This is a genomic window from Marinobacterium sp. xm-a-152, assembly GCF_013282965.1.
Lineage (GTDB): Bacteria > Pseudomonadota > Gammaproteobacteria > Pseudomonadales > Balneatricaceae > Marinobacterium_E.
On sequence record NZ_WBYI01000004.1, the window covers coordinates 224,212 to 247,147 of the forward strand.

Annotated in this window: 27 protein-coding genes; 7 read left to right on the forward strand and 20 right to left on the reverse strand. The window is 50.1% G+C overall.

Going from position 1 to position 22,936, the window contains the following annotated elements:
* Window positions 1-10: 10 nt before the first annotated feature.
* From XMA152_RS05520 to ffh, 17 genes are all read right to left on the reverse strand, one after another.
* Window positions 11-598 carry a YqiA/YcfP family alpha/beta fold hydrolase gene (locus XMA152_RS05520; protein ID WP_173482980.1) on the reverse strand — a complete coding sequence of 196 codons (588 nt, stop codon included), beginning with the start codon at window positions 596-598 and terminating at the stop codon, window positions 11-13.
* Window positions 598-1,050 carry a DUF1249 domain-containing protein gene (locus tag XMA152_RS05525; protein WP_173482981.1) on the reverse strand — a complete coding sequence of 151 codons (453 nt, stop codon included), beginning with the start codon at window positions 1,048-1,050 and terminating at the stop codon, window positions 598-600. Before XMA152_RS05525 ends, XMA152_RS05520 begins: the two co-directional genes overlap by 1 nt.
* Complete coding sequence (locus XMA152_RS05530) at window positions 1,043-1,678, reverse strand: NUDIX domain-containing protein (protein ID WP_173482982.1); 636 nt, start codon at window positions 1,676-1,678, stop codon at window positions 1,043-1,045. The genes XMA152_RS05525 and XMA152_RS05530 overlap by 8 nt, the downstream gene beginning before the upstream one ends.
* Entirely contained in the window at window positions 1,675-2,562 is an 888-nt protein-coding gene (nfo, locus tag XMA152_RS05535) for a deoxyribonuclease IV (RefSeq protein WP_371813282.1), read from the reverse strand. The genes XMA152_RS05530 and nfo overlap by 4 nt, the downstream gene beginning before the upstream one ends.
* The gene (locus tag XMA152_RS05540) at window positions 2,550-2,732 is read right to left on the reverse strand and encodes a hypothetical protein (protein WP_173482983.1); all 183 of its coding nucleotides are present in this window, start codon (window positions 2,730-2,732) and stop codon (window positions 2,550-2,552) included. Before XMA152_RS05540 ends, nfo begins: the two co-directional genes overlap by 13 nt.
* Before the next feature lie 21 nt (window positions 2,733-2,753).
* A complete protein-coding gene (gene recJ, locus XMA152_RS05545; RefSeq protein ID WP_371813283.1) occupies window positions 2,754-4,484 on the reverse strand; it encodes a single-stranded-DNA-specific exonuclease RecJ in 1,731 nt (576 codons plus the stop codon).
* The gene (locus tag XMA152_RS05550) at window positions 4,481-5,278 is read right to left on the reverse strand and encodes a YdcF family protein (protein WP_173482984.1); all 798 of its coding nucleotides are present in this window, start codon (window positions 5,276-5,278) and stop codon (window positions 4,481-4,483) included. The genes recJ and XMA152_RS05550 overlap by 4 nt, the downstream gene beginning before the upstream one ends.
* A 35-nt stretch (window positions 5,279-5,313) precedes the next feature.
* Window positions 5,314-6,708: a threonine synthase gene (gene thrC / locus XMA152_RS05555; RefSeq protein WP_173480221.1), complete on the reverse strand. Its 1,395-nt coding sequence runs from the start codon at window positions 6,706-6,708 to the stop codon at window positions 5,314-5,316.
* A 12-nt stretch (window positions 6,709-6,720) separates the two neighbouring features.
* Window positions 6,721-8,022 (reverse strand): homoserine dehydrogenase, encoded by a 1,302-nt coding sequence (locus tag XMA152_RS05560; protein ID WP_173480220.1) that lies wholly within the window; start codon window positions 8,020-8,022, stop codon window positions 6,721-6,723.
* 239 nt (window positions 8,023-8,261) lie between these two features.
* Window positions 8,262-8,978, reverse strand: coding sequence for a DsbC family protein (locus XMA152_RS05565; RefSeq protein ID WP_173480219.1), 717 nt, complete (start codon window positions 8,976-8,978; stop codon window positions 8,262-8,264).
* 35 nt (window positions 8,979-9,013) lie between these two features.
* On the reverse strand, window positions 9,014-9,940 hold the full coding sequence (xerD, locus tag XMA152_RS05570) for a site-specific tyrosine recombinase XerD (RefSeq protein WP_371731422.1): 927 nt from the start codon (window positions 9,938-9,940) through the stop codon (window positions 9,014-9,016).
* On the reverse strand, window positions 9,940-11,274 hold the full coding sequence (locus XMA152_RS05575; protein WP_173482985.1) for a hypothetical protein: 1,335 nt from the start codon (window positions 11,272-11,274) through the stop codon (window positions 9,940-9,942). Before XMA152_RS05575 ends, xerD begins: the two co-directional genes overlap by 1 nt.
* Window positions 11,275-11,401: 127 nt before the next feature.
* Window positions 11,402-11,758, reverse strand: coding sequence for a 50S ribosomal protein L19 (gene rplS / locus XMA152_RS05580; protein ID WP_173480217.1), 357 nt, complete (start codon window positions 11,756-11,758; stop codon window positions 11,402-11,404).
* A 28-nt stretch (window positions 11,759-11,786) separates the two neighbouring features.
* Window positions 11,787-12,527, reverse strand: coding sequence for a tRNA (guanosine(37)-N1)-methyltransferase TrmD (gene trmD, locus XMA152_RS05585; protein ID WP_173480216.1), 741 nt, complete (start codon window positions 12,525-12,527; stop codon window positions 11,787-11,789).
* Between the two features lie 3 nt (window positions 12,528-12,530).
* Complete coding sequence (gene rimM / locus XMA152_RS05590) at window positions 12,531-13,064, reverse strand: ribosome maturation factor RimM (protein WP_173480215.1); 534 nt, start codon at window positions 13,062-13,064, stop codon at window positions 12,531-12,533.
* A gap of 20 nt (window positions 13,065-13,084) precedes the next feature.
* Entirely contained in the window at window positions 13,085-13,333 is a 249-nt protein-coding gene (rpsP, locus tag XMA152_RS05595) for a 30S ribosomal protein S16 (protein WP_173480214.1), read from the reverse strand.
* Between the two features lie 168 nt (window positions 13,334-13,501).
* Window positions 13,502-14,884 (reverse strand): signal recognition particle protein, encoded by a 1,383-nt coding sequence (ffh, locus tag XMA152_RS05600; protein ID WP_173482986.1) that lies wholly within the window; start codon window positions 14,882-14,884, stop codon window positions 13,502-13,504.
* Between the two features lie 161 nt (window positions 14,885-15,045).
* Here ffh and XMA152_RS05605 point away from each other — a divergent pair, with 161 nt between their 5' ends.
* Together XMA152_RS05605 and XMA152_RS05610 are read left to right on the forward strand one after the other, a co-directional pair.
* Window positions 15,046-15,840, forward strand: a complete 795-nt coding sequence (locus XMA152_RS05605; RefSeq protein ID WP_173480212.1) for an inner membrane protein YpjD — start codon at window positions 15,046-15,048, stop codon at window positions 15,838-15,840.
* A gap of 65 nt (window positions 15,841-15,905) precedes the next feature.
* Entirely contained in the window at window positions 15,906-17,183 is a 1,278-nt protein-coding gene (locus tag XMA152_RS05610) for an HlyC/CorC family transporter (protein ID WP_173480211.1), read from the forward strand.
* Here the strand turns inward: XMA152_RS05610 and XMA152_RS05615 are convergent.
* Window positions 17,131-17,349 carry a DUF1289 domain-containing protein gene (locus XMA152_RS05615; protein WP_173480210.1) on the reverse strand — a complete coding sequence of 73 codons (219 nt, stop codon included), beginning with the start codon at window positions 17,347-17,349 and terminating at the stop codon, window positions 17,131-17,133. The genes XMA152_RS05610 and XMA152_RS05615 overlap by 53 nt on opposite strands.
* Complete coding sequence (locus XMA152_RS05620; protein WP_173480209.1) at window positions 17,349-17,945, reverse strand: CoA pyrophosphatase; 597 nt, start codon at window positions 17,943-17,945, stop codon at window positions 17,349-17,351. The genes XMA152_RS05615 and XMA152_RS05620 overlap by 1 nt, the downstream gene beginning before the upstream one ends.
* Before the next feature lie 53 nt (window positions 17,946-17,998).
* On the opposite strand from XMA152_RS05620, the gene XMA152_RS05625 reads away from it, so the two are divergent.
* The gene (locus XMA152_RS05625; protein WP_173480208.1) at window positions 17,999-18,580 is read left to right on the forward strand and encodes an NUDIX hydrolase; all 582 of its coding nucleotides are present in this window, start codon (window positions 17,999-18,001) and stop codon (window positions 18,578-18,580) included.
* Window positions 18,580-18,897, forward strand: a complete 318-nt coding sequence (locus tag XMA152_RS05630; RefSeq protein ID WP_173482987.1) for a helix-turn-helix domain-containing protein — start codon at window positions 18,580-18,582, stop codon at window positions 18,895-18,897. Before XMA152_RS05625 ends, XMA152_RS05630 begins: the two co-directional genes overlap by 1 nt.
* On the opposite strand, the gene XMA152_RS05635 is transcribed toward XMA152_RS05630, so the two are convergent.
* Window positions 18,891-19,373 carry a MarR family winged helix-turn-helix transcriptional regulator gene (locus tag XMA152_RS05635; protein WP_173480206.1) on the reverse strand — a complete coding sequence of 161 codons (483 nt, stop codon included), beginning with the start codon at window positions 19,371-19,373 and terminating at the stop codon, window positions 18,891-18,893. The two genes, XMA152_RS05630 and XMA152_RS05635, sit on opposite strands and share 7 nt — an antisense overlap.
* Window positions 19,374-19,576: 203 nt before the next feature.
* Here XMA152_RS05635 and XMA152_RS05640 point away from each other — a divergent pair, with 203 nt between their 5' ends.
* The 3 genes from XMA152_RS05640 to XMA152_RS05650 all read left to right on the forward strand — a co-directional run bounded on the left by XMA152_RS05640 (window position 19,577) and on the right by XMA152_RS05650 (window position 22,771).
* Window positions 19,577-20,572, forward strand: coding sequence for an ABC transporter substrate-binding protein (locus XMA152_RS05640; protein WP_173482988.1), 996 nt, complete (start codon window positions 19,577-19,579; stop codon window positions 20,570-20,572).
* Between the two features lie 77 nt (window positions 20,573-20,649).
* Entirely contained in the window at window positions 20,650-21,546 is an 897-nt protein-coding gene (locus XMA152_RS05645) for a proline/glycine betaine ABC transporter permease (RefSeq protein ID WP_173482989.1), read from the forward strand.
* Window positions 21,539-22,771 carry a glycine betaine/L-proline ABC transporter ATP-binding protein gene (locus tag XMA152_RS05650; RefSeq protein WP_173482990.1) on the forward strand — a complete coding sequence of 411 codons (1,233 nt, stop codon included), beginning with the start codon at window positions 21,539-21,541 and terminating at the stop codon, window positions 22,769-22,771. The genes XMA152_RS05645 and XMA152_RS05650 overlap by 8 nt, the downstream gene beginning before the upstream one ends.
* Window positions 22,772-22,936 lie beyond the last annotated feature (165 nt).

Sequence of the window (22,936 nt, forward strand, 5' to 3'; positions counted from 1 at the left end):
CTCTCTTTTCCTAGCCGTTCTCAGGCTGCCAGCGATTCTCAGCAAAGGCAAAAATCGTCGGCAACATGGATTCAAAATTCTCAAAGCCGTGATGGCCGCCCGGTTGAACAATCTGCGAGGACTCACTGTAATAGCTAACAGCCTCACGATAGTCGAGGGTCTCATCTCCCTCTTGCTGCATCAGCAGTAGACGTTCCGGGTATGTCAGTTGAGGATAATACAACCGCTCTAACTGAGCCATATGTTCAAGCGTCAATTCATACTCTTCGCCAGAGTAGAAATTCTTTTGCGGACCTAGTAACGCACCCAACAGTGTGTGTGGCGCAACCGCCGGGTTAACTAAAATGGCTTTTACATGTGCGTAGCGCTCACTGAGGCAAGTCGCATAAAAACCACCCAAAGAGCTGCCGATCAATAGTAGCTCGTCATGCTGCTGAACAATCGACTCTAGCTGCTGCATCGCCTCTTCTGGCCAGTGCGACAATGCGGGGACTGAGAGCTGCGATGCCCTACCGATCGACTCAAAGTGGTGTATCAGCTGCTGACCTTTAAGCGACTCGGGTGAACTGTTAAAACCGTGAATATAGAGAAAATGCATTACTGACCGCTCACCACCTTCACATCATGACGCACACCCTGAGTCGCACAGTGCCCCAACCACTCCGCAAGGTGCTGATTGAGCTGATATTTTTCATCTGGCTGATGCATCGCATCATTGGGGTAATCGTAGCGTCCAAGCAGTTGTGAGCGACGCTTTAAACAGACCACTTCCGCCATCCGTGCATCATGATAGAGACGTATCACAAAAGACTGAGGGTTAAACCATGGTGAGGCCTGTTCTGGCCAGTAAGAGAGCGTCCAGGTCGAAGTGTAGGCAAACTCCTCATCGCGTTTAATGGCTACAACATAGGCGTGTTGATGCCACTCGATGCGAAATTCAACGGACTCCTGCTGAGCAGGAAGCAGACGCATCAGACGGGCATAGTTGGTCTCAGAGACAACACTCTGTTTTACCAAATCCGGCACATACTTACGCTTCACATCATGCATCAACAGCACCCTGTAAACTCAATTTATTCAGCGCCAGCCACTGCAAAGCTATGATGGCAGGCGAACTATTAATAACACCCTGATTGACTAACTCAATGGCATCATCACTCGAAAGGACGTGGACACGAATATCTTCACCCTCCTCCGGCAAACCATGAATGCCTCTAGCCTGTTCCGAATCCACCTCAGCATAAAGCAGATCGATCCACTCATCACAGCCACCGCCACTGGGCAGATAACGAATAATTCTACGCGGATCGCCGATCACCAAGCCGGCCTCTTCAATCGACTCACGCTTAGCGACTTGCTCAGAGGTTTCACCCTCTTCCACCACACCGGCAACCACTTCAAGCATCCATGGAGAGGGGCCCTGCAGAGACCCAACCCGAAACTGTTCAACCAACACAACAGAGTCCTTCGCGGGATCATACAGCAGCACACAGACCGCATCTCCGCGCTGAAACAGCTCGCGTGTGATCTCAATCGATTGACCTGAAAAAGTCTTATGTTCAAGCGTTAACCGCTTAACCCGAAAATAACCCTGAAAGGCCGTCTCATCGTTGATCAAGCGATAATCTTGTTGCCCAAAGCTGGGAGCCCAAGCCGGTTTGGAGTGCTCAGAACTCATTGCGCAGCCTGTTTCTCGCCAGCAAATTGACGCAACTGCTGAATCTCTTCTGGCCAAATCGTCTCATCAATAGTCTCTAAACAGAGCGGGACACCACGAAAACGATCGTCCTGCATGATGTAACGAAACGCCTCCCAGCCAATTTCACCCTGACCCAATGAGTGGTGACGATCGACGCGACCACCCAGCGCTATTTTAGAGTCGTTAATGTGCATACCGCACAACCTATCAAAGCCGATCAGTCGTTCAAACTCGGCAAAACTCTGCTCACAGGCTTCAAAAGTGCGTAGATCATAACCTGCAGCAAAAATATGGCAGGTATCGATGCAGACACCGATGCGTTCAGGAAATCGGCTTTTGTCGATAATGGCCGCAATCTCTTCAAATCGATAACCTAAATTGGATCCCTGCCCCGCCGTCGTCTCAATCACGGCGATGACCTGTTCGGTCTCCTGAGTCGCGATATCGATCGATTCAGAGATGGTCGCTAAACAGCTTGTCACATCGATCTTTTTAAGATGACTGCCCGGATGAAAATTCAGATAACAGAGCCCTAACTGCTCGCAACGCTGCATCTCATCAACAAAGGCGTCGCGTGACTTCTCAAGTGGCTCTGCCTCTGGGTGCCCCAAATTAATCAGGTAACTGTCGTGCGGAAGAATTTGCTCTGGCAGAAAGCTATGCTCGGCACAGTTCGCTTTAAACTGCTCGATTGTCTCATCGGCAAGCGGCTTAGCTACCCACTGTCTCTGATTCTTAGTAAACAGCGCAAACGCATTGGCACCGATCGCCGCCGCATTCAATGGCGCATTCTGCACCCCACCCGCTGCGCTAACATGGGCACCAACGTAGTAGGGCTTCAGTGAGTTACTTACAGCTTGCACGCACCACCTGCACAGTCGTCAAAGTCCATCGACTCAAGCTCCATTCGCTCAGAGTGTGCGCTTTTAATCACCATCAATAGACTACCCTCAGCGGATCCATCTTCAGCGACTCCAGCACGCTCAAATACAGAGACCAAAATACCCAGTTCGTCTGTCGTAAAATCGTTCATTCTCTTCTCCTTATTATCGGGCTAGAGTGGCTTAAGCCACTCCACCATTAGCTGTAAGCTGCGCTGCCCACGAAATTCATTGATATCCAATCGGTAGACGGCACGCACACGATTGATCGACGCATTCGGCCAAATATCAGACTCTACATTAAAGGCGATTGCATCCAGTGCCAAGCCTGTTGTCGGCTCTTGCAGTACCATTTTCAGATGTTTTTGACCGACGATACGCTGCTGCAACAGTCGAAACTCACCATGGAAGCTCGGCTCTGGGAATTGGTGCCCCCAGGGGCCCGCTTCTTGAATCATCTGAGCCAACTCCATGGTGAATTGATTAGGTGCCAACTCACCATCTGTCTCGATCACTCGATCCAGATCCTCTTTGCGTGTCTGACGAGTCACTTCAGCCGCAAAAGCAATCTCGAAACGGGCTAGATCCGCTTTAGAAATGGTCAAACCGGCTGCCATCGCATGACCACCAAACTTTGAAATTAAGCCAGGATGTTCGGTCGCTATACGATCCAATCCATCACGTATATGGAACCCCTCAATGGAACGAGCCGATCCTTTAATCTCACCCTCATCACCCGGCGCAAACACGATCACCGGTCGATGCAGTTTCTCTTTAACGCGAGAGGCAAGAATACCAATAACGCCTTGGTGCCACTGCTCGTTAAAGAGCGCTATGCCGGCTGGGCGTTCCGCCTCCAAAAGATCCAACGACTCTAAATAGGCCATCGCTTGAGCCTGCATTTCAGACTCAATAGAGCGTCGCTCGCGGTTTAAGGCATCCAGCTGTTCAGCGTATTCACGGGCACGTTGTGGATCCTCCTCTAGTAGACACTCAATACCCAAGCTGATGTCATCCAAACGACCTGCCGCATTAAGACGTGGTGCAACGGCAAACCCCAAATCAGAGCTACTAATGCGTTGATTATCACGCCCAGCAACCTCTAAAAGCGCAAGGAGGCCCGGACGCGCTCTGCCGGCACGGATACGGGCCAACCCTTGATGCACTAAGGTGCGGTTATTCCGCTCCAGAGGCACTACATCGGCCACCGTACCCAAAGCAATAAGATCAAGATAGTTAGCCAAATTCGGAGCCTTAACTCCGCTCTTCTCAAACCAACCAAGCTGCTGCAGCTGACGACGAAGTGCGATTAAAAGATAGAAGATGACTCCGGCACCACAGGTCGATTTCGCCATGAACTGACAGCCGGCCTGATTGGGATTAATAATTGCCACAGCCTTGGGCAATACCGAGCCCGGCAGGTGGTGATCTGTCACGATCACATCGATCCCTAGCATATTGGCTCGATCAACACCTTCGATACTGGAGATACCATTATCAACGGTAATGATCAGATCGGGCTGCTTCTGCTGAGCAACCTCAACAATTTCCGGAGACAGGCCATAGCCGTATTCGAATCGATTCGGAACGAGATAGTCGACCTGATTAAAACCAAACGCACGCAGAGCCAGTAACGCTGTCGTCGTACTGGTCGCACCATCACAATCGAAGTCGCCAACAATCAGGATCGACTCCTGTTGCCGAAGCGCAGTGACAAGCCTTGCCACCCCGGCATCAATGCCTAACATGGCACCATCGGGGAGCAGGGTCTCCAACCCCTTTTCAAGCTCACTGAGCTCAGACACGCCGCGCCCGGCGTAGATACGCGCAATCACCGGATGCAAAGAGGCAAGTGAGGAAGATACAGCGCCTATTGGGCGCTCAATAATCATCGCTTCGCTCAAGACTCACCTGGCAAAAGCTGATCAGTTTTATCGGTTAGGTAGTAGACAACCAGGCCTATCCATTCGCGCAAACCGGTGTGAAGGTCTCGCATGTTACGCCACAGCCTTGGATCCAACTTAAAGCCTGTTGTAGTCGTCGTGTAGTAATCCACTGGGTAGGGAATGACCTGCCAACCCTGTTTCTCAAAGATACCTACAGAGCGCGGCATATGAAAAGCCGAGGTCACCAACAACCACGGCTTATCAGGCACAGCACCCAACAATTTTGCCGACAATAGCGCATTTTCATAGGTGTTTCGGGACTGGTTCTCCAAAAGGACCCTATCCGCAAGACCTATTTGCCCCAGATAATCGGCCACACCATCCGCCCCTTTGAACGATTGACGGAGAACGGACCCACTGCCACCGGTAAAGATGATTTTCGCTTCAGGAAAACGCTTAGCCAAGGCTGGAATCACCATCACCCGCTCAGCAGCGGCATTGAACTGGGACTGTTGCCAAACCGAAGAGAGCTCAGGGTTTTCACCGCCGCCCAAAATCACGATCCCGGCGGGCTCAATCTGATTCAGATCCGGTTGCTTAAAACGTGACTCCAAAGGGTACAAAACCGCATCTCCCAAGGGCATCAATAGAACCGCCATCAACAGCAGTAGATCAATGGAGAGCAACCAGCCGGCTAAACGGCGCTTACCTAACCAAAGTAAAAAAAGGCCAAGCAGCATCAACCAGACCAAAAGATGGTCAGGTGCAGCGAGGAACCAGAAAAGCTTTGAGAGTGAGAAGAAACTGTCCATACAAAAAAACGCCCCTCAAAGGAGGGGCGATTCATTTAGCTCTTGTGCGAGTGAGTCGCCACAAACTGTTGTACTGTGGCCAGATCGTTATCCAGCACCGACAGACGCTCTTCTCGTTCAAACAGATCGCTCATATGAGCCGGCAAGCTAGGCGATTCAAGACCTGCTTTCACAACAGGATCTGGGAACTTAACCGGGTGCGCGGTGGCCAGAGTGACCATCGGTACACTCATATCACGACGACATTCGCGTGCTGCTTTAACACCAATCGCTGTGTGCGGATCCAGTAGGTACTCAGTCGACTCGTAGACATCAGCAATAACCTGACAGGTTGTCTCATCATCAACGGCGTAGCTGTTAAACAGCTCGCGAACCTTATCCCACTCACCATCACCAAGATGAACAGACTCTCTCTTAAAGCGCGCCATCAGATCAGCAACGGCTTTACCGTCACGACCATAAACATCAAATAGAAGACGCTCAAAGTTCGACGAGACCATAATATCCATCGATGGCGACAGAGTATGCTCAAGCTGACCTTTAGACATATCGTTACCGCTGATGACGCGGTGAAGAATGTCATTACGGTTAGTCGCTACCACCAACTGATCGATCGGCAGACCCATCTGTTTAGCGAGGTAGCCGGCAAAAATATCACCGAAGTTACCCGTTGGAACCGAGAAAGAGACTGGACGATGAGGGCCACCCAACGTCAGCGAGGCTGAGAAGTAGTAGACGATCTGAGCCATGATACGAGCCCAGTTGATTGAGTTCACTGCACCCAGCTTCATACCGTTTAGGAAGCTCTGATCAGCAAAACTGTCTTTCACCATCTCCTGACAGTCATCAAAGTTACCTTCCAAGGCGATATTGAAGACATTGTCTTCCAATACGGTCGTCATCTGACGACGCTGTACTTCAGAGACACGGTTGTAAGGGTGAAGAATGAAGATATCCAAGTGATCAGAGTGACGACAGCCTTCGATCGCTGCAGAACCCGTGTCACCTGAGGTAGCACCCATAATCACCAGGCGTTCATTGCGCTGTTTCAGCACATGATCCATCAAACGACCGAGCAACTGCAGTGCGAAATCTTTAAATGCCAAGGTAGGACCATGGAACAGCTCAAGAACGAACTCGTTGCTATCGATCTGAACCAAAGGTGCTACGGCATCGTGTTTAAAGACAGCGTAGGTCTCATCGATCATCGATTTAAGATCCCCGTCGCTAATGCACTCTTCAACGAACGGCTTGATCACTTTGAAGGCAAGATCCGCATAGCTAAGGCCTGCCCAGCTTGCGATCTCCTCTTTCGAGAAAGTCGGTAGAGTCTCAGGTACATAGAGACCCCCATCAGACGCCAAACCAGCTAATAGCACATCCGCAAAATTGAGTGCGGGCGCATCACCACGAGTCGAAATATAACGCATCGAAAATTCCTCTTAATCAGCCAGTTGTTCAACACGGATGCGGGTCACTTCACCCACAACGTCTGGCAGTGCTTCGATCTCGCGAAGCGCTTCGTTCATTGTCGATTCAACCACTCGTTGAGTCAGCAGAATGACAGGCACCTGTGATTCACGGATCGGTTTCTGAATCACGGCTTCAATATTGATCCCTTTTTCACCGAGGATGCGGGTAATGTGAGCCATCACGCCTGGGCGTTCAACGGCTTGCAAGCGAAGGTAGTAAGCACTCTCAACCTGTTCAACAGGAAGCACTTCAGCATCTGAAAGCTCGCTAGGCTGGAAAGCCAAGTGGGGAACTCGGTTGTCACGATCAGCCGTGAGTGTACGAACCACATCCACCACATCGGCAACCACAGCCGAAGCCGTTGGCTCAGCACCAGCACCCGCACCATAGTAGAGGGTTTGACCAACCGCATCACCATCCACAAGGACGGCGTTCATGACACCATCAACATTGGCCAGTAACGCTTTCTCTGGAATCATCGTTGGGTGAACACGCAGTTCAATGCCCTTCGCTGTGCGGCGGCTAATGCCTAGGTGTTTGATACGATAGCCTAGCTCTTCAGCGTAGTTCACATCCTGTGAAGTGATCTTGCTGATCCCTTCGGTGTAGGCTTTTTCGAACTGCAGTGGGATACCAAACGCGATCGAGGCAAGAATGGTCAGCTTGTGCGCTGCGTCGATGCCTTCGACATCAAAGGTAGGGTCCGCTTCTGCGTAACCCAAGGCTTGGGCTTCCGCCAATACATCTTCAAAGGCACGACCTTTGTCACGCATTTCGGTCAGAATGAAGTTACCGGTACCGTTAATGATGCCAGCCAACCAGTCGATCTTGTTCGCTGATAGACCTTCGCGAATCGCTTTGATGATTGGGATACCACCAGCAACTGAGGCCTCAAACGCGACCATCACATTCTTCTCTTGCGCAGCCGCAAAAATTTCGTTGCCATGCACCGCAATCAACGCCTTGTTCGCAGTAACGACGTGTTTACCGTTTTGAATGGCCGTCATCACCAGATCAAAGGCTGTTTCATAACCGCCAATCAGCTCAATGACGATATCGATTTCAGGGTTGGTTGCGATCTCGAAAATGTCCGATGTGACGTGGATTCCTGTCGTATCAAACGCAGGATTAGGGCGACGCATAGCGACCTGTTCAATCTGAATTCGACGACCCGCACGACGTGCAATCTCAGACGCATTGCGATTAAGAACATCGAACGTACCGCCACCGACAGTACCCATTCCACAGATGCCAACTTTTACCGGCTTCACAACCTTACCTCATTCGAAGTGAGCTCGAGCGGTTCACCCGACCCAGAGCGTTAAAAAATGGGGCATATTATAGCTAAAAAAGGGTGTTTGAACTATGGGTATTAGGGAGGTTTTACTGATAAAAAGCGTAATTAGAGGGCGGATGTCAGGCTGAAGCCTGACACCAGTGCTTCAACCTAACTACAGAGAAACGTGACTGGCTTTCAGCCTGTCACGACCCTACCAGCATTTTCCAGAGATTACTTAATCCCCAACACCGGCAGCAGACGCTCGGCTGGCATGTAACCCGGTAATAGATCACCCGTCTCGGTAATCATCGCAGGGGTGCCGGTAACCCCTAGCTTTTGACCCAGCGCCAGCTGTTCAAGCACGGGTGTTTGGCAGCCATCCGCTTTAACAGAGCCACCATCTAGCGCTGACTCCATTGCTGCTAAGCGGTCATCGGCACACCAGATCTGATCCATACGTGACGCAGTAGCACCGCCAGGACCAGAGCGAGGAAAGGCTAAGTAAGCGACTTCGACACCCGCTTCGTTCAGAGCATCCACCTCTTCGTGCAGCTTCTGACAGTAGGGGCAATCGATATCGGTGAAGACATAAAGTCGAGTTCTCTTCTCACCTTTAGCTGGGAAAATAACCATATCGCTATCAGCCACCTGCTGCATGGCATCTAAACGCATCCCACTTAAGCGCTTCTCGGTAAGATTGATCAGACGGTTCTCTTGTGTGATCTGATACGCCTTGCCCGACAGAATAAACTGCGCATCTTCACTGACGTAGAGCACCTCACCAGAACCGAGTAGCACCTCATAAAAACCGGTCATATCGGACGGCTCAATCAGCGTAATAGGAATCGAAGGATCAACCGCTTTCAGCTTCTCTTCAATCAGGGTTTCTGTATTTGCCAGAGCCGGCAAAGTCACAAGGGACAACAACAGTACGAACAAGGTTTTCATCTTAACTCCTTAAAAATTGCGCCCAGTGTGCCAGTTTAACCCCGCGGATGAAACTGCTTGTGCAACTGCTCTAAGCGATGCGTGGCAATTTGCGTATAGATCTGGGTGGTCGATAAATTGGCATGCCCCAATAGCATCTGCACGGCACGAAGATCCGCCCCATGATTCAACAAGTGTGTTGCAAACGCATGTCTAAGCGTATGGGGCGATAGTTCTGATTTAACGCCCGCCTGCTGGGCCCAAAATTTAATACGATGCCAAAAGGTCTGTCGGGTCATCTGCTGTCCTCGACGACTCAAGAAGAGCGCTTCAGGGTTGGTAGCACCCATCAACAGTGGCCGTGCAGCTGATTGATAGCGTTTCAACCAATCAATGGCCGCCTCGCCAACAGGGACCAGTCGCTCTTTATCACCCTTACCGACAACCTGTAATAGCCCAGCCCTCAGGTCAATTTGACCCACCTCAAGCCCAATCAACTCAGAGATACGCAACCCGGATCCGTACAACAGCTCCAACATAGCTCGATCTCGCAACCCCAGTGAATCTTCAACATCCGGCGCCTCAAGCAGCGCATCCACTTCTGCTTCGGAAATGGACTTTGGCAACGCGCGCCCGCGCTTTGGATTGGAGATATTCAACGTAGGGTCAACGTCGATCACACTTTCGCGCAATAGGTAGCGATAAAATCCACGGATACAGGAGAGTTGTCGAGCAGTCGAGCTGGCTTTAAACGCTTCAGACAGGCGCCAGGCAAGATAGTGCTGTAAATCGGACTGCGTAACAGCCATCAGTGATTTACCCTGCTGATTCAACCAACAGGCAAACTGATTCAGATCGCGTCGATAGGAGCTCTGCGTGTTGTCACTTAAGCCACGCTCCATCCACAAGCCTTGAATGAACTCTTTGATTAACGCGGCATCTTTGGAGTCAGGGCTTTGCGCAGTAAAACGTGCATCCGGCACTAACGGTAGACCTCAATAGTTTCTAAAAAGTTACGATCAACAGAGTAGGAAGCATACCCTTGATCGACCCTTCTTAGTAGAACTAACTTATTGTCTGCCACCTCGATCAAACGCCCCTCAATAAAGCGCCCGAAGTGGGTGTAGAGACGAATCTGATACTGTAGATAGTCATCCAGCTCATCAAAGCTAGCAGGATAGAACTGCTTAGAATCCTCAAGCTTTTGCACTTCGCGACTGGAGAGAATCTTCTCCTTGAGCTGCTCAACATTGACCAATCCCTCCTCCTGAGGGGTTAACTGTTCAGCCTGCTCCGCATCTGGCAACAGGGACTCCCAATCCAATCCCGCTAAATCAAGCCCCACCGAGTTGATGCGCAAAGAGGGATTCAAGCGTTCAGCTAAGACGTGGGGGGCGTTCATCAATACGAACAGCTCACTGCCCATACCGCCTGCGGGTGAGATGCCCAAATCAACACTTGAGCCCGGAGCAATAGCCTGCTCATAGGCATTCCAAAGCCGCTCTGGTACCTGCATACCCAACTGTGTAGCCTGAGCTTTTAACAGATCGGCATGCACCAAGCGGTACTCCGCCTCGGTTACATCAGTCTGTTCAGCACAGTAGGTATCGCGGCGAGCATTAAATCCAAGGTCTTGGTAGGCAAACTGAAAACGCTGGACTCGCGGACTGGCCGCCAACAAGGTCTGTGGTGCAAGGTATCCAGGTGTAAAACTAACCTCCAACACCAATCGTTGCGAGGCGATCCCCAACAGCTGAATCTGACTACCCAAGACTAGACGTCCATTATCGTTATCTGGGTCTAAGCGAATGTTAAGATCCGCCTGAATTTCGGGGTATCCCATATCTCGCAACACAGGCAGAGAGAATTCACGTACATCGCCACAACCCAGTGCCGCGATGTTGACCAACCCTTTGCTCGCAGCAGCACTCTGGTTCGCAAGAGCCGTCTCCATAAAATCGGATGCCAGATCCATTCTTAACTTATCGATTTTGATGGCCAAGAAACTGGGCCAGTCAGAAGCACTGCTGACAGGAGAGGGTTGCAAGAAGAAGAGCGGCGCGTCCGCTCGAATACTGATATTGGCCACTTTAATGGCAGACTCATAACCGAAAGGAGCCGCCTGCAGCGACTCAATTCGGACTTCACCGCGTGGATCCAGAACCAACTGCTCATAGTGCACACGATAGCCAGGCAGCAGAACCGTCAACGTATCATCGATATAGGCTTTAGCTTTGTAATAGACATAGGCATAACCGCCCCCACCGACCAGTAGCGTCGCTATCAATAACAGTAGAACGGTTTTAAACCAACGCAAAGGATTCCCCCCAACAGTCATCACTTCATACTAGACCACTATTAGAAATAGGAGAAATTTGAGCAATAAAAAAGGCGACCCATGGTCGCCTTTTTTAATCGAGATCAACTCAGTTAATAAAATTAACTTAGTTAAGCTTCTCTTTGATACGTGCAGACTTACCGCTACGCTCACGTAGGTAGTAAAGTTTCGCCTGACGAACGTCACCACGACGCTTAACTTCGATCGCTTCAACCGCTGGGCTGTAAGTCTGGAAAGTACGCTCCACACCCACACCGTGAGAGATTTTACGTACAGTGAAAGCAGAGTTTAGGCCGCGGTTACGCTTACCTAGAACTACACCTTCGAACGCCTGTAGACGGCTACGGTTGCCCTCTACTACACGTACTTGAACTACTACAGTGTCACCTGGGCCGAAGTTTGGTACTTCTTTACCAGTTTGTTCAGCTTCGATCTGCTGAATGATTAAGTTTTTGCTGCTCATCGCTCGCTCCTAACTTTTCAACTGCGGACTACTTTTTAGTCTCGCCGATGTATTCGTTTAACAACGTTTGCTGTTCTGGGTCCAAATCGATCTTCTCTAGCAGATCAGGGCGACGCTCATAGGTCCTTCCTAATTGCTGTTTTAGGCGCCATTTGCGTATCTCTGCGTGATTTCCACTCATCAATACCGACGGTACGCCAACGCCATCTAACTGTTCTGGTCGTGTGTAGTGTGGACAATCAAGCAATCCTTCCGAGAAGGAGTCCTCTTCAGCAGAGGCTTGGTCACCCAGTACACCAGGCACCATTCTTGATATCGCATCGACCATCACCATGGCTGGGAGCTCACCACCACTCAGGACAAAATCACCGAGTGACCACTCTTCATCCACTTCCGCTTCGATCAGGCGTTCATCAACCCCTTCGTAGCGACCGCAGACAAAGATCAAACTCTCTGCCGTGGCCAGTTCTGTCACACCTTGTTGATCTAAGCGTCTGCCTTGTGGCGACAGATAGATCACTTTAGCCTGACTGGGTGCTGCCGCTTTCGCCGCCGCTATCGCATCTCTCAATGGCTGAACCTTCATCAACATCCCAGGACCACCACCAAAGGGGCGATCATCGACGGTGCGATGTTTGTCGTGAGTAAAATCTCTTGGATTCCAACTCTCGACTTGGATCAGTCCGTTTTTAACTGCTCTGCCTGTAACACCAAAACGGCTAACCGCCTCAAGCATTTCAGGGAACAGCGATACGATCCCAAACCACACAACTTAGAACTCTGGGTCCCAATCGACCCGCATTGTTCCAGCGTTTAAATCAATTTGTTTGATCACCTGATCCGGTACATATGGGATCAATCGTGTCTCACGATCAACGCTCTCGTCTGTACCTTTAACAACCAACACATCATTTGCGCCGGTCTCTATTAGGTGATCTACCCGACCCAACAATTCGCCGGATTCGGTATAAACCAATAATGTCTCTAATTGACTCCAGTAGTACTCACCGTCATCCAACACTGGTAGAACCGAGCGTGGTACTGCAATCTCCGCTTCACAATATTGGCGGGCTGCTTCGGGTGAATCTATAGAGTCCAATTTTGCGATTAAACCCTTACCCTGTTTTTTAGCGCTGGTGACCTTAACCGGTACCCATTCACCTTGTTGTTTTACCAACCAGGGGCGATAGCTGAGGATATTCTCCATCGAATCAGTGTATGAGTAGACTTTAATCCAACCCTGTACACCGAAAGGTGAGTTGAAGCGTCCAAGAACTACGTAGTCCTCTGCTGCAATCTCTGCCACTGCTATCAGGCCTTAATCAATTACTTAGCTTTACGTGCTTCTTTAACCAGTGTGCTAACACGTTCGCTCATTTGAGCGCCCTTGCTAACCCAGTACTCTACGCGCTCTAGATCAAGACGTAGACGCTCTTCCTGGCCGCGAGCAACCGGATTGAAGAAACCAACACGCTCAATAAAGCGGCTGTCACGCGCAAAACGAGAGTCTGCGACATGAATGTGATAGAACGGACGCTTTTTAGCGCCACCACGGGACAAACGAATAGTGACCATTAAGGACCCCTTTATTTCGCGGATGGGTTTTGAGATCGCCCATCATTGTTGTTTCTTCACCAATCCCAGCAAACTGCCCAGACAGATGAAGGCCAAATTAAATAGGGCGCAGATTCTACGTGAATACTGCGCCCATTAAAAGCTATTTTTTGATCAGAGTTTGATCAATTACATACGTGGGAAACCACCAGGACCACCCATACCCGGTGGCATCATCCCTTTCATACCACGCGCCAATTTCGCCATGCCCGATTTAGAACCAAACTTCTTCATCATCTTAGCCATCTGCTTGTGCTGTTTAAGCAGGCGGTTGATCTCTTGGATGTTGGTACCCGAACCGGCTGCAATACGACGTTTACGCGAGCCGCTGATAATATCTGGGTTGCGGCGCTCTTTAGCCGTCATCGAGTCGATGATCACGGCAAACTTCTTCATGCCCTGCTCAGCCTGAGCCGTTTGTGCCGCTTGGATCATCTGCCCCATACCCGGCATCTTCTCCATCATCGACATCATACCGCCCATGTTGTTCATCTGATTGATCTGATCACGGAAGTCTTCTAGATCAAAGCCTTTTCCTTTGCTGACCTTTTTCGCCAGCTTTTCCGCTTTATCCTTATCAATCTTGCGCTCAGCCTCCTCAATTAAGGAGAGCACATCACCCATACCCAAAATACGCGAAGCAACACGGTCAGGGTGGAAAGGCTCAAGGGCATCGACCTTCTCACCAACACCTAGGAACTTAATAGGCTTGCCGGTAATGTGACGTACCGACAGAGCCGCACCGCCACGGGCATCACCATCGGTCTTAGTCAGAATCACACCGGTAAGAGGCAAGACTTCATTAAAGGCTTTTGCAGTATTCGCTGCATCTTGACCCGTCATAGAGTCAACGACGAACAGCGTCTCGACCGGATTAACCGCTGCATGCAGCTCTTTAATCTCAGCCATCATGGCATCATCAACCGCTAGACGACCCGCGGTATCGACAATGACAACATCATGGTGCTGAATTTTTGCATGCGCCGTCGCGCCATTAACGATATCGATCGGCTTCTGTTCAATAGTCGACGGGAAGAACTCGACATCCACCTCGCCGGCCAGAGTCTCTAGCTGACGAATAGCTGCTGGACGGTAGACGTCAGCTGATACGACCAAAACCTTCTTCTTTTCACGCTCACGGAGGAAACGCGCCAGCTTTGCAACCGAGGTGGTTTTACCCGCACCCTGCAGACCGGCCATCATCACCACAGCAGGTGGCGTTGCCGCAAGGTTAAGCTGCTCGTTCGCTTCACCCATCACGCGAACCAACTCTTCGTTAACGATCTTAACGAAAACCTGACCAGGACTTAGGCTCTTAGAAACTTCTTGTCCAACCGCACGCTCTTTGACCGCGTTTACAAACTCTTTAACCACCGGCAGGGCAACATCAGCCTCAAGAAGCGCCATACGTACTTCACGCAGCGTATCCTTAATATTGTCTTCGGTCAGTTTCGCGCGTCCTGTAACGGAGCGAAGCGTGCCAGTTAAGCGTTCTTGAAGATTTGCAAACATTCTATTCCTCATTGTGCGGGTCTAATGGGTCGTTTCGATATCGAGATATCCCGCCAAATTTGCGCCATAGTATAGCGCAGGGACAGGCTGACTGTATATTTCGCATCCCAGCAATTTGTGCCACACTTGTGGAATTAGGTTTACACAGTCCGGAGTTTTGGATGCTATCGCTATTTACCCTTGCCGCCATTGGCCTCTATCTGATTGCCAGCCAGTGGCAAATGAAGCAGTTCGCGACTCAACAAGGCGGACCGCGCAACCGCATACAGGCTTTTGGTTTCATCGCCGTCATTTTTCAACTGATCGCGACTTTACAGATCATTTCGGGCGGATTTGGCTTAAACCTCAGCTTCTTTGTTGCCGGCTCGATGATCTCGATCGCCGTGGTCGTTCTTCTGCTATTGGGTAGCCTACGTCATAAGCTCGACAATCTGTTTATGTGGGTCTTTCCAATGGCCGCCATCACTCTGGCTCTGGCCTATGCTTTCCCTGGCGAAGGGACCAAATCAAGCTACAGCGCTGGACTGCTAAGCCACATTCTGTTGTCTATTATCTCCTACAGCCTGTTCACGCTTGCCGCACTGCAAGCTCTGTTGCTCTCTAAGCAGGAGCATGCTCTGAAAAGCCATAAGACCAGAGGCTTACTGAATACCCTGCCACCACTGCAGGTGATGGAGAACCTACTGTTTGATTTGATTACTGCGGGTCAGGTGGTACTGACGCTGGCGTTGATAACGGGTTACGTCTACACCGATGATCTGTTTGCACAACACCTCGCTCACAAAACGCTGCTATCCCTTGGCGCTTGGGTTGTCTTCACCATTCTGCTAACAGGACGTGCGATGTTTGGTTGGCGAAGCCGCACGGCTCTACGCTGGACACTCAGCGGATTTGTTCTGCTGATGCTCGGCTTCTTTGGTTCAAAAGCCGTTCTAGAGCTAATACTTGGGGCTTAATTGGGTTGACACCTACGCCCCATCTACACAAAATGAGCTTCCGTTAACAATATAGGCATTTCCCCTTGGAAGACGCGTCGATAAGCTCGCTCTCAATTCTTCTGTTTATTCTGATCCTCTGTTCTGCATTTTTCTCTAGTTCAGAAACTGGCATGATGTCGCTCAATCGCTACCGTTTGAAGCATTTAGCGAAGAATAACCACCTTGGTGCACGCAAAGCCGCCAAACTGCTAGATCGCCCAGATCGTCTGATCGGTCTGATTTTGATTGGCAACAACTTCGTCAACATTCTCGCATCAGCCATCGCGACCGTCATTGCGGTTCGAATCTGGGGGGATGCAGGTATCGCCATTGCGACCGGCGCCTTGACGCTGGTCGTGCTGATTTTTGCGGAAGTGACGCCAAAGACACTGGCCGCCATGTATCCAGAGAAGGTGGCCTTTCCAGCCTCCTATGTTTTGGTACTGCTACTTAAAGTTTTTTACCCCTTGGTGTTTGCCGTCAACCTCATTACCAATGGAATTTTCCGTCTACTCGGTATCAAGACGACCGGGGAAGATGCCCACAATCTTAGTACAGAAGAGTTACGTACCATCGTGAATGAGTCAGGCGCTCTGATCCCTCAATCGAATCAATCGATGCTACTTGGGGTCCTGGAGCTTGGTGAAGTGACCGTTAATGACATCATCATTCCACGCAACGAGGTAGAGGGCATCGATCTGGACCATGAGATGGACCAGATTCTTGAGCAGCTCTCTAAGACCAAACATACCCGCCTGCCGGTATACCGTGGCGACATCAATCAGATCGTCGGCGTACTTCACATGCGCAATCTGGCCCAGTTGATTCAACAGGGAAAAGTCACCAAACCCGCTATTATGGCGGTGGTTCATGAGGCCTACTTTATTCCAGAGAGCACACCGCTGCAGACACAGCTCCTTAACTTTCAGAAAGAGAGCCGCCGCATCGGCGTCGTCGTTGATGAGTACGGTGATGTACAAGGCATTGTCACCCTGGAAGATATCTTAGAAGAGATCGTCGGAGAACTCTCTAACGATCAATCGGATATCCATGAAGACATCCACCAACAGGAAGATGGCAGCTACTTTATCGATGGCTCGGCTTACATTCGTGAGATCAATAAAGCACTGAATTGGGAGCTTTCGACCGAAGGGCCAAAAACGCTTAACGGCCTGATCACGGAACAGCTAGAATCCATTCCCGATGCAAACGTCTGTATCGAACTGAATGAGTACCGTTTAGAGACGCTACAAATCAGTGACAACCTGATTAAGACGGTTCGTGTCCAGCGTCTCGAGATCGAGAGTGACGAGGAGGAGTAGCCTCCCGCTCTCGAATCAACGCCCAGACTTCACGTTTTTTCTCGTTGGAGTAGGTACTCCAATAGGCGATCTCTAGACCTGAACGACGACAGGCAATACAGAGATCGTCCTCATCGAGAGCGCACACGCCCATGCAAGGATTGGGAATCGGTTTTTCTGAATCCATTATGTTCGCTCTGGCCTCGGTCTGGTTTGAATCTGTGCATCAAAGGCACTGTTTAATAGCTCAGCAATGACCCAGGCGGTTAGCCCCCAGATCTCATAGCCTTGATAATCCCATGCTGGTGCATATCGAGTCTTACCGGATAGATCCATGAACTGATCAAATCGCGCACGGCCCGGCTCCATAAAGAAGCTCAACGGTACTCGAAAAACAGCTTCGATCTCATCGGGATTAGGTTGCTCGACAACCGTATGCGGCACAACACCAACCCAGGGAACCACTTTGAGGCGATGCTTAGAGAGCACATCACTTAAAGCCCCCAAGGGCCTAACTTGTGAAGGCTCAATACCTAGCTCTTCATGGGTCTCACGCAAAGCCGTAGCAAGAATATCCTGATCCTCGGGATCTCTGCGACCACCTGGAAAAGCCACCTCACCGGCATGACTCGACAGCTTGCTGTGTCGCAAGGTCAGTATCACCTCTGGTATGGCCAGATCGGTGATTAACATCATCACACCCGCCTGCCGATCAGACGAATAGTGGTCAGATAGCTGCCAAGGCTTGTAGTGAGTCAGGGTTTGCTCTATTTTCGAAATCATTAGTTTAATCATACACCGAATAGAAGAAAGCTACGCAAAAGATAGGAGATTCGATGAAGTTCTGCAGCGAGTGCGCCACACCTGTTGAATGGACCATTCCAGAGGGTGACCACCTTCCCAGACACGTCTGCCCCAACTGCGAGACGATCTTCTACTCCAACCCCAAAATCATCGCCGGCTGCCTACCCATCTGGGAAGAGAAAGTATTGATGTGTCGTCGCAACATCGAACCACGCAAAAACTATTGGACCCTACCGGCAGGCTTTATGGAGAATGGTGAAACCACTGAACAGGGCGCCATGCGTGAGACTTGGGAAGAGGCTGAAGCGGAAGTCGATATCATATCGCTCTACACCCACACCTCCATTGTGCATGTGAATCAGCTGCAGCTCTTCTTCCTAGCCAAGATGCGCACCCCAAGCTTTTCAACGACGTCAGAATCCAATGAGGTCGCACTGTTCAGCGAAGATGAGATCCCTTGGGATGAGATCGCCTTCCCCACGGTCAGCAACGCACTGCGTCTGTTCTTTAAAGAGAGAAACGCTGGCGGGCCGTTTAACTTCCACAGAATCAGTATCGATCGCCACAACGAGCAGAACAATGCATCGACCACCCAACATGAGATTCATATTTAATGTCAGTGCTAAAAGAGAGCAAAGCGGCCAAAGCTTTCCAACGCAAACTGCTGATCGCTTGGTGCATTGATCAGCACCCAGGCAACCTCACCCACCTACAGAAACTCACGGGCATGCCAAGACGGACACTGCAGGATGCCATTAAAGATCTGGATGATCTGTCGATCGAGTGTTCATTTCAACAAACTGAAGGGGCTTTGAATAACCAGGGCGTCTACCGCATTGATCAGTGGGGCTGTATTGATCCAGACTGGGTTAACCAGAATATTGAATCAATCGCGGAATCCTTAGAGATAAAGCTTCAGCTCGACTACTGATTCGCCGTCGCCGCCAAATCGAGAAGCGGCGAAGCGTCGATCGCCTCAGCATCCATCATCTGAGCAAGATCCTGCAGGGTATTAACGACCTGGAATCGCTTCGCTTCAGATAACTTAGAAAAGCGCTCTTCAAAACGCTCATGCAGAAGTGGTGGAACGGAACCCAGGGTAGAAGCACCCTCTTCGGTCAGACGCGCATTTACTTTACGCTTATCGGTCACTGAACGAACACGCACCGCTAAACCGCGCTGCTCTAGGCGGTTTAAAATAGTCGTTACCGTCGCCTGACTCAGTGAAACGCTTTCCGACAGCGTCTTAACAGTCACATCACCCAGATCCCCAATTGCACGCAACACCATTACCTGCGGAATGGTGAGGCCACAGCTCTTCGCAATACGCTTTGATTGAATATCCGTCGCACGAATAATCTTACGTAGAGCAATGAGTACATCTTGTGATTGCTGAATGTCTGTCATGTAAAGCCTGTCATTGAGATAAGTAGCAGGATTAACAACCTGCTGAGCGGGCGCATTTATAGCCCATCCCCTTTTCATCATCAATCACTATTTAAATAATTACAACTATAATTATTTGAACTCTAATGATTAGACCTGTTAGGATGTTTGTCACGAGAGGTTAATAGCCTAATAAGAAACTGAAAACGAATGGGAACAGACACATGAAAAAACAGATACTTGCTGCATCACTGCTAGCCGCTAGCTCAACTGCATTTGCAGGTTCACACGCGTCTTGTGGTGACGTTCAGATTGCCGACATGAACTGGGCATCAGCAACCTTTATCGCCAACGTTGACCGCTTCATCCTAGAGCATGCATTTGGCTGTAATGCTGAAGTCGTGCCTGGCGACACCGTTCCGACTTCAACGTCAATGATTGAGAAACAGCAGCCAGACATTGCACCTGAGCTTTGGACTAACTCTTTCAAAGAGGGTCTAGAGAAAGCGGTAGCAGAAGGCAAACTATCGGTTGCTGGCAAAGTCTTCAGCGATGGCGGTGAAGAGGGCTTCTGGGTACCTAAATACATGGTTGAGAAGGATCCAAGCCTTGCAACAATCGAGGGTATCAAAGCAAACGCAGCACTGTTCCCACACCCAGAAGATGATTCAAAAGCAGGTTTCGTAGGCTGTCCTTCTGGTTGGGGCTGTCAGATCACTGCAGGCAACCTTCACAAAGCACTTAACCTAGCCGATGCTAACTTTGAACTGGTTGATCCAGGTTCTGCAGCAGGCCTAGACGGTTCGATTGCACGTGCATACGAGCGCGGCCAAGGTTGGTTCGGTTACTACTGGGCACCAACAGCGATTCTTGGTAAGTACGAGATGGTTAAAGTGGACTTCGGTTCAGGTGTTGATGAGCAGCATTTCATCGACTGTATCTACAAAGCAGACTGTCAGGATCCAAAACCGTCTATGTACCCTGAATCACCTGTCTACACATACACAACTGCTGAGTTCTCTAATCGCGCTCCAGCAGCAGCTGAGTACCTAGCTAACCGTTCTTTCACAAACCCACAGCTTAACAGCCTTCTAGCGTGGATGGATGAGAACCAAGCAGATGGTGAGTACGCAGCTGAGTACTTCCTAACCGAGCACGCAGACATTTGGAAAACGTGGCTAACAGCTGATCAAGCGGCTAAGGTTGAAGGCGCTCTTTAATCCTTAACAACTGCGTTATACTCACGCCTCGCTTTGAATAAAAGCGAGGCGTTTCTGTGTAATAACAAGAGGTATCTATGGCAGAGAAATCCTGGTTAACGGATATTCCTGAGATGGACCGAAGCTCACTACTGCAGCTTCGCAAAACGATGGACGGTGCATATCGTGACTTTTCACGTGAATATGGCGACTCTATCGAAGCATTTTTTGATCCGCTTCTTACCTTCTTAATCTGGTTTGAAAAACTCCTACTCAACAGCCCTTGGTGGTTGGTTCTGGGTGTCATTGCTGGTCTTGCCTATGCTGCAAGTCGCTCAGCTAAACTGACGATCGGCGTTGCTGTATCCCTGGTTGTGGTTGGCTACTTTGGCATGTGGGACGACACCATGCGGACCATGAGTATCATCACCGTCTGCACACTGATCTCTATTGTATTGGGTATCCCAATCGGCATTGCCATGGCGCGATCTAACCGCGTGCAATCCACTGTCACTCCGATGCTCGATATCATGCAGACCATGCCAGCCTTCGTCTACCTGATCCCGGTCGTTATGCTTCTGGGTATTGGCCGTATCCCTGGCGTGATCGCGGTAGTGATCTATGCTATCCCGCCTGTAATTCGCTTAACCAATTTGGGTATTCGCCTGGTTGATAAAGAGGTACTTGAAGCAGCGACGGCCTATGGTGCTAACCCACGTCAGCGTCTTTTAGGTGTTCAGCTGCCGTTGGCGATGCCGACAATTATGGCGGGCATCAACCAGACCATCATGATGGCGCTCGCCATGGTCGTTATTGCCTCTATGATCGGTGTAAAAGGCCTTGGGCAACCGGTACTTAAATCGATCACCAACCAATACTTCACCATCGGTCTTCTGAATGGTTTAGCCATCGTTGTACTTGCGATCATCTTTGACCGCGTTTCACAGGCATACGGAAAGCGCACTCAGGCGCACCTAGGAGGTGGCCATGAGTAATTCAGACGTATTGATTCAGGTTAAAGATCTTTACAAAGTCTTTGGCGACAAACCAGAAAGCGTTATGCCGATGGTTAAAGCGGGTAGAAGCAAGGATGAGATCCTAGCGGAAACTGGCCACACCGTCGGTCTTAAAGAGATCGATCTCGAAATCAAACGCGGTGAGATCTTTGTCATCATGGGCCTATCCGGCTCAGGCAAATCAACACTGATTCGCCACTTCAACCGCCTAATTGAACCGACTGCGGGTGAGATCATTGTTGAAGGCACCGACGTCATGAAACTCAACACTAAGGAGCTTGAACAGTTCCGTCGTCACAAGATGTCGATGGTGTTTCAACGCTTCGGTTTGATGCCTCACTACACAGTACTCGATAACGTCGCATACGGGCTTAAAATCCAAGGTGTCGACAAGTCAGTTCGTGAGCAGAAAGCGGTTGAGTGGTTAGAGACGGTTGGTCTGAAAGGCTATGAAGAGCAGTACCCAAACCAGCTATCGGGTGGTCAGCAACAGCGTGTTGGTCTTGCTCGCGCACTCTGTACTGATGCTGAAATCCTCTTGATGGATGAAGCCTTCTCGGCACTGGATCCTCTGATCCGTTCAGAGATGCAGGATCAACTGATTGAACTGCAACACAAGCTCAATAAGACCATCATCTTCATCACGCACGATTTGGACGAAGCACTACGCCTAGGTGATCGTATCGCGATTCTTAAAGATGGCCTGCTGGTCCAGCAAGGTGAGCCAGAAGAGATTCTACTTAACCCTGCCGATGAATACGTAGAAGCGTTCGTTAAGGATGTGAACCGTGCCCGCGCATTGACGGTAGAGACTGTTATGAAGGAGCCGGAACACCGTATTACAGCTGAAACCATCGGTGAAGCGCTGAAAGAGATGAAGAGAGGCGCTTACGATTACGGTCACGTGGTGGACGATTCAGGTAGCTACCAAGGCACCGTCACTCAAGAATGGCTTGAAGAGGAAGCTAAGGGCGGTAATGCAGATTCCACTTGGGAAGAAGCCGATCTAACCGAGACAACGACCATCACCTCTGATGCAGTACTTGAAACGGTTATCCCGGAGACGCTTGAAGCGGATCACCCAATCCCTGTTGTGGATGAGGAGGGCCAGCTGCAAGGTGAGCTATCTCGCTCAAGCTTGGCGGAAGTACTGGTCGACTCTTCTGAAACAGAGTCAGAATCTGTAGAGAATCAAAAGGTTTAACAAGCCCATTGATACAGACACAAAAAAGCCAGCTCATGTGAACTGACCCCCAATAGTTGGACATAACAATCCAATTATCGGGGGTCTTTTTATGTCCAGGTATAACAGAGTATTTAAACTGCAATTAGCAAAGCTTTGTGAAACTCAAAGCTCGGCGAGTTTGTC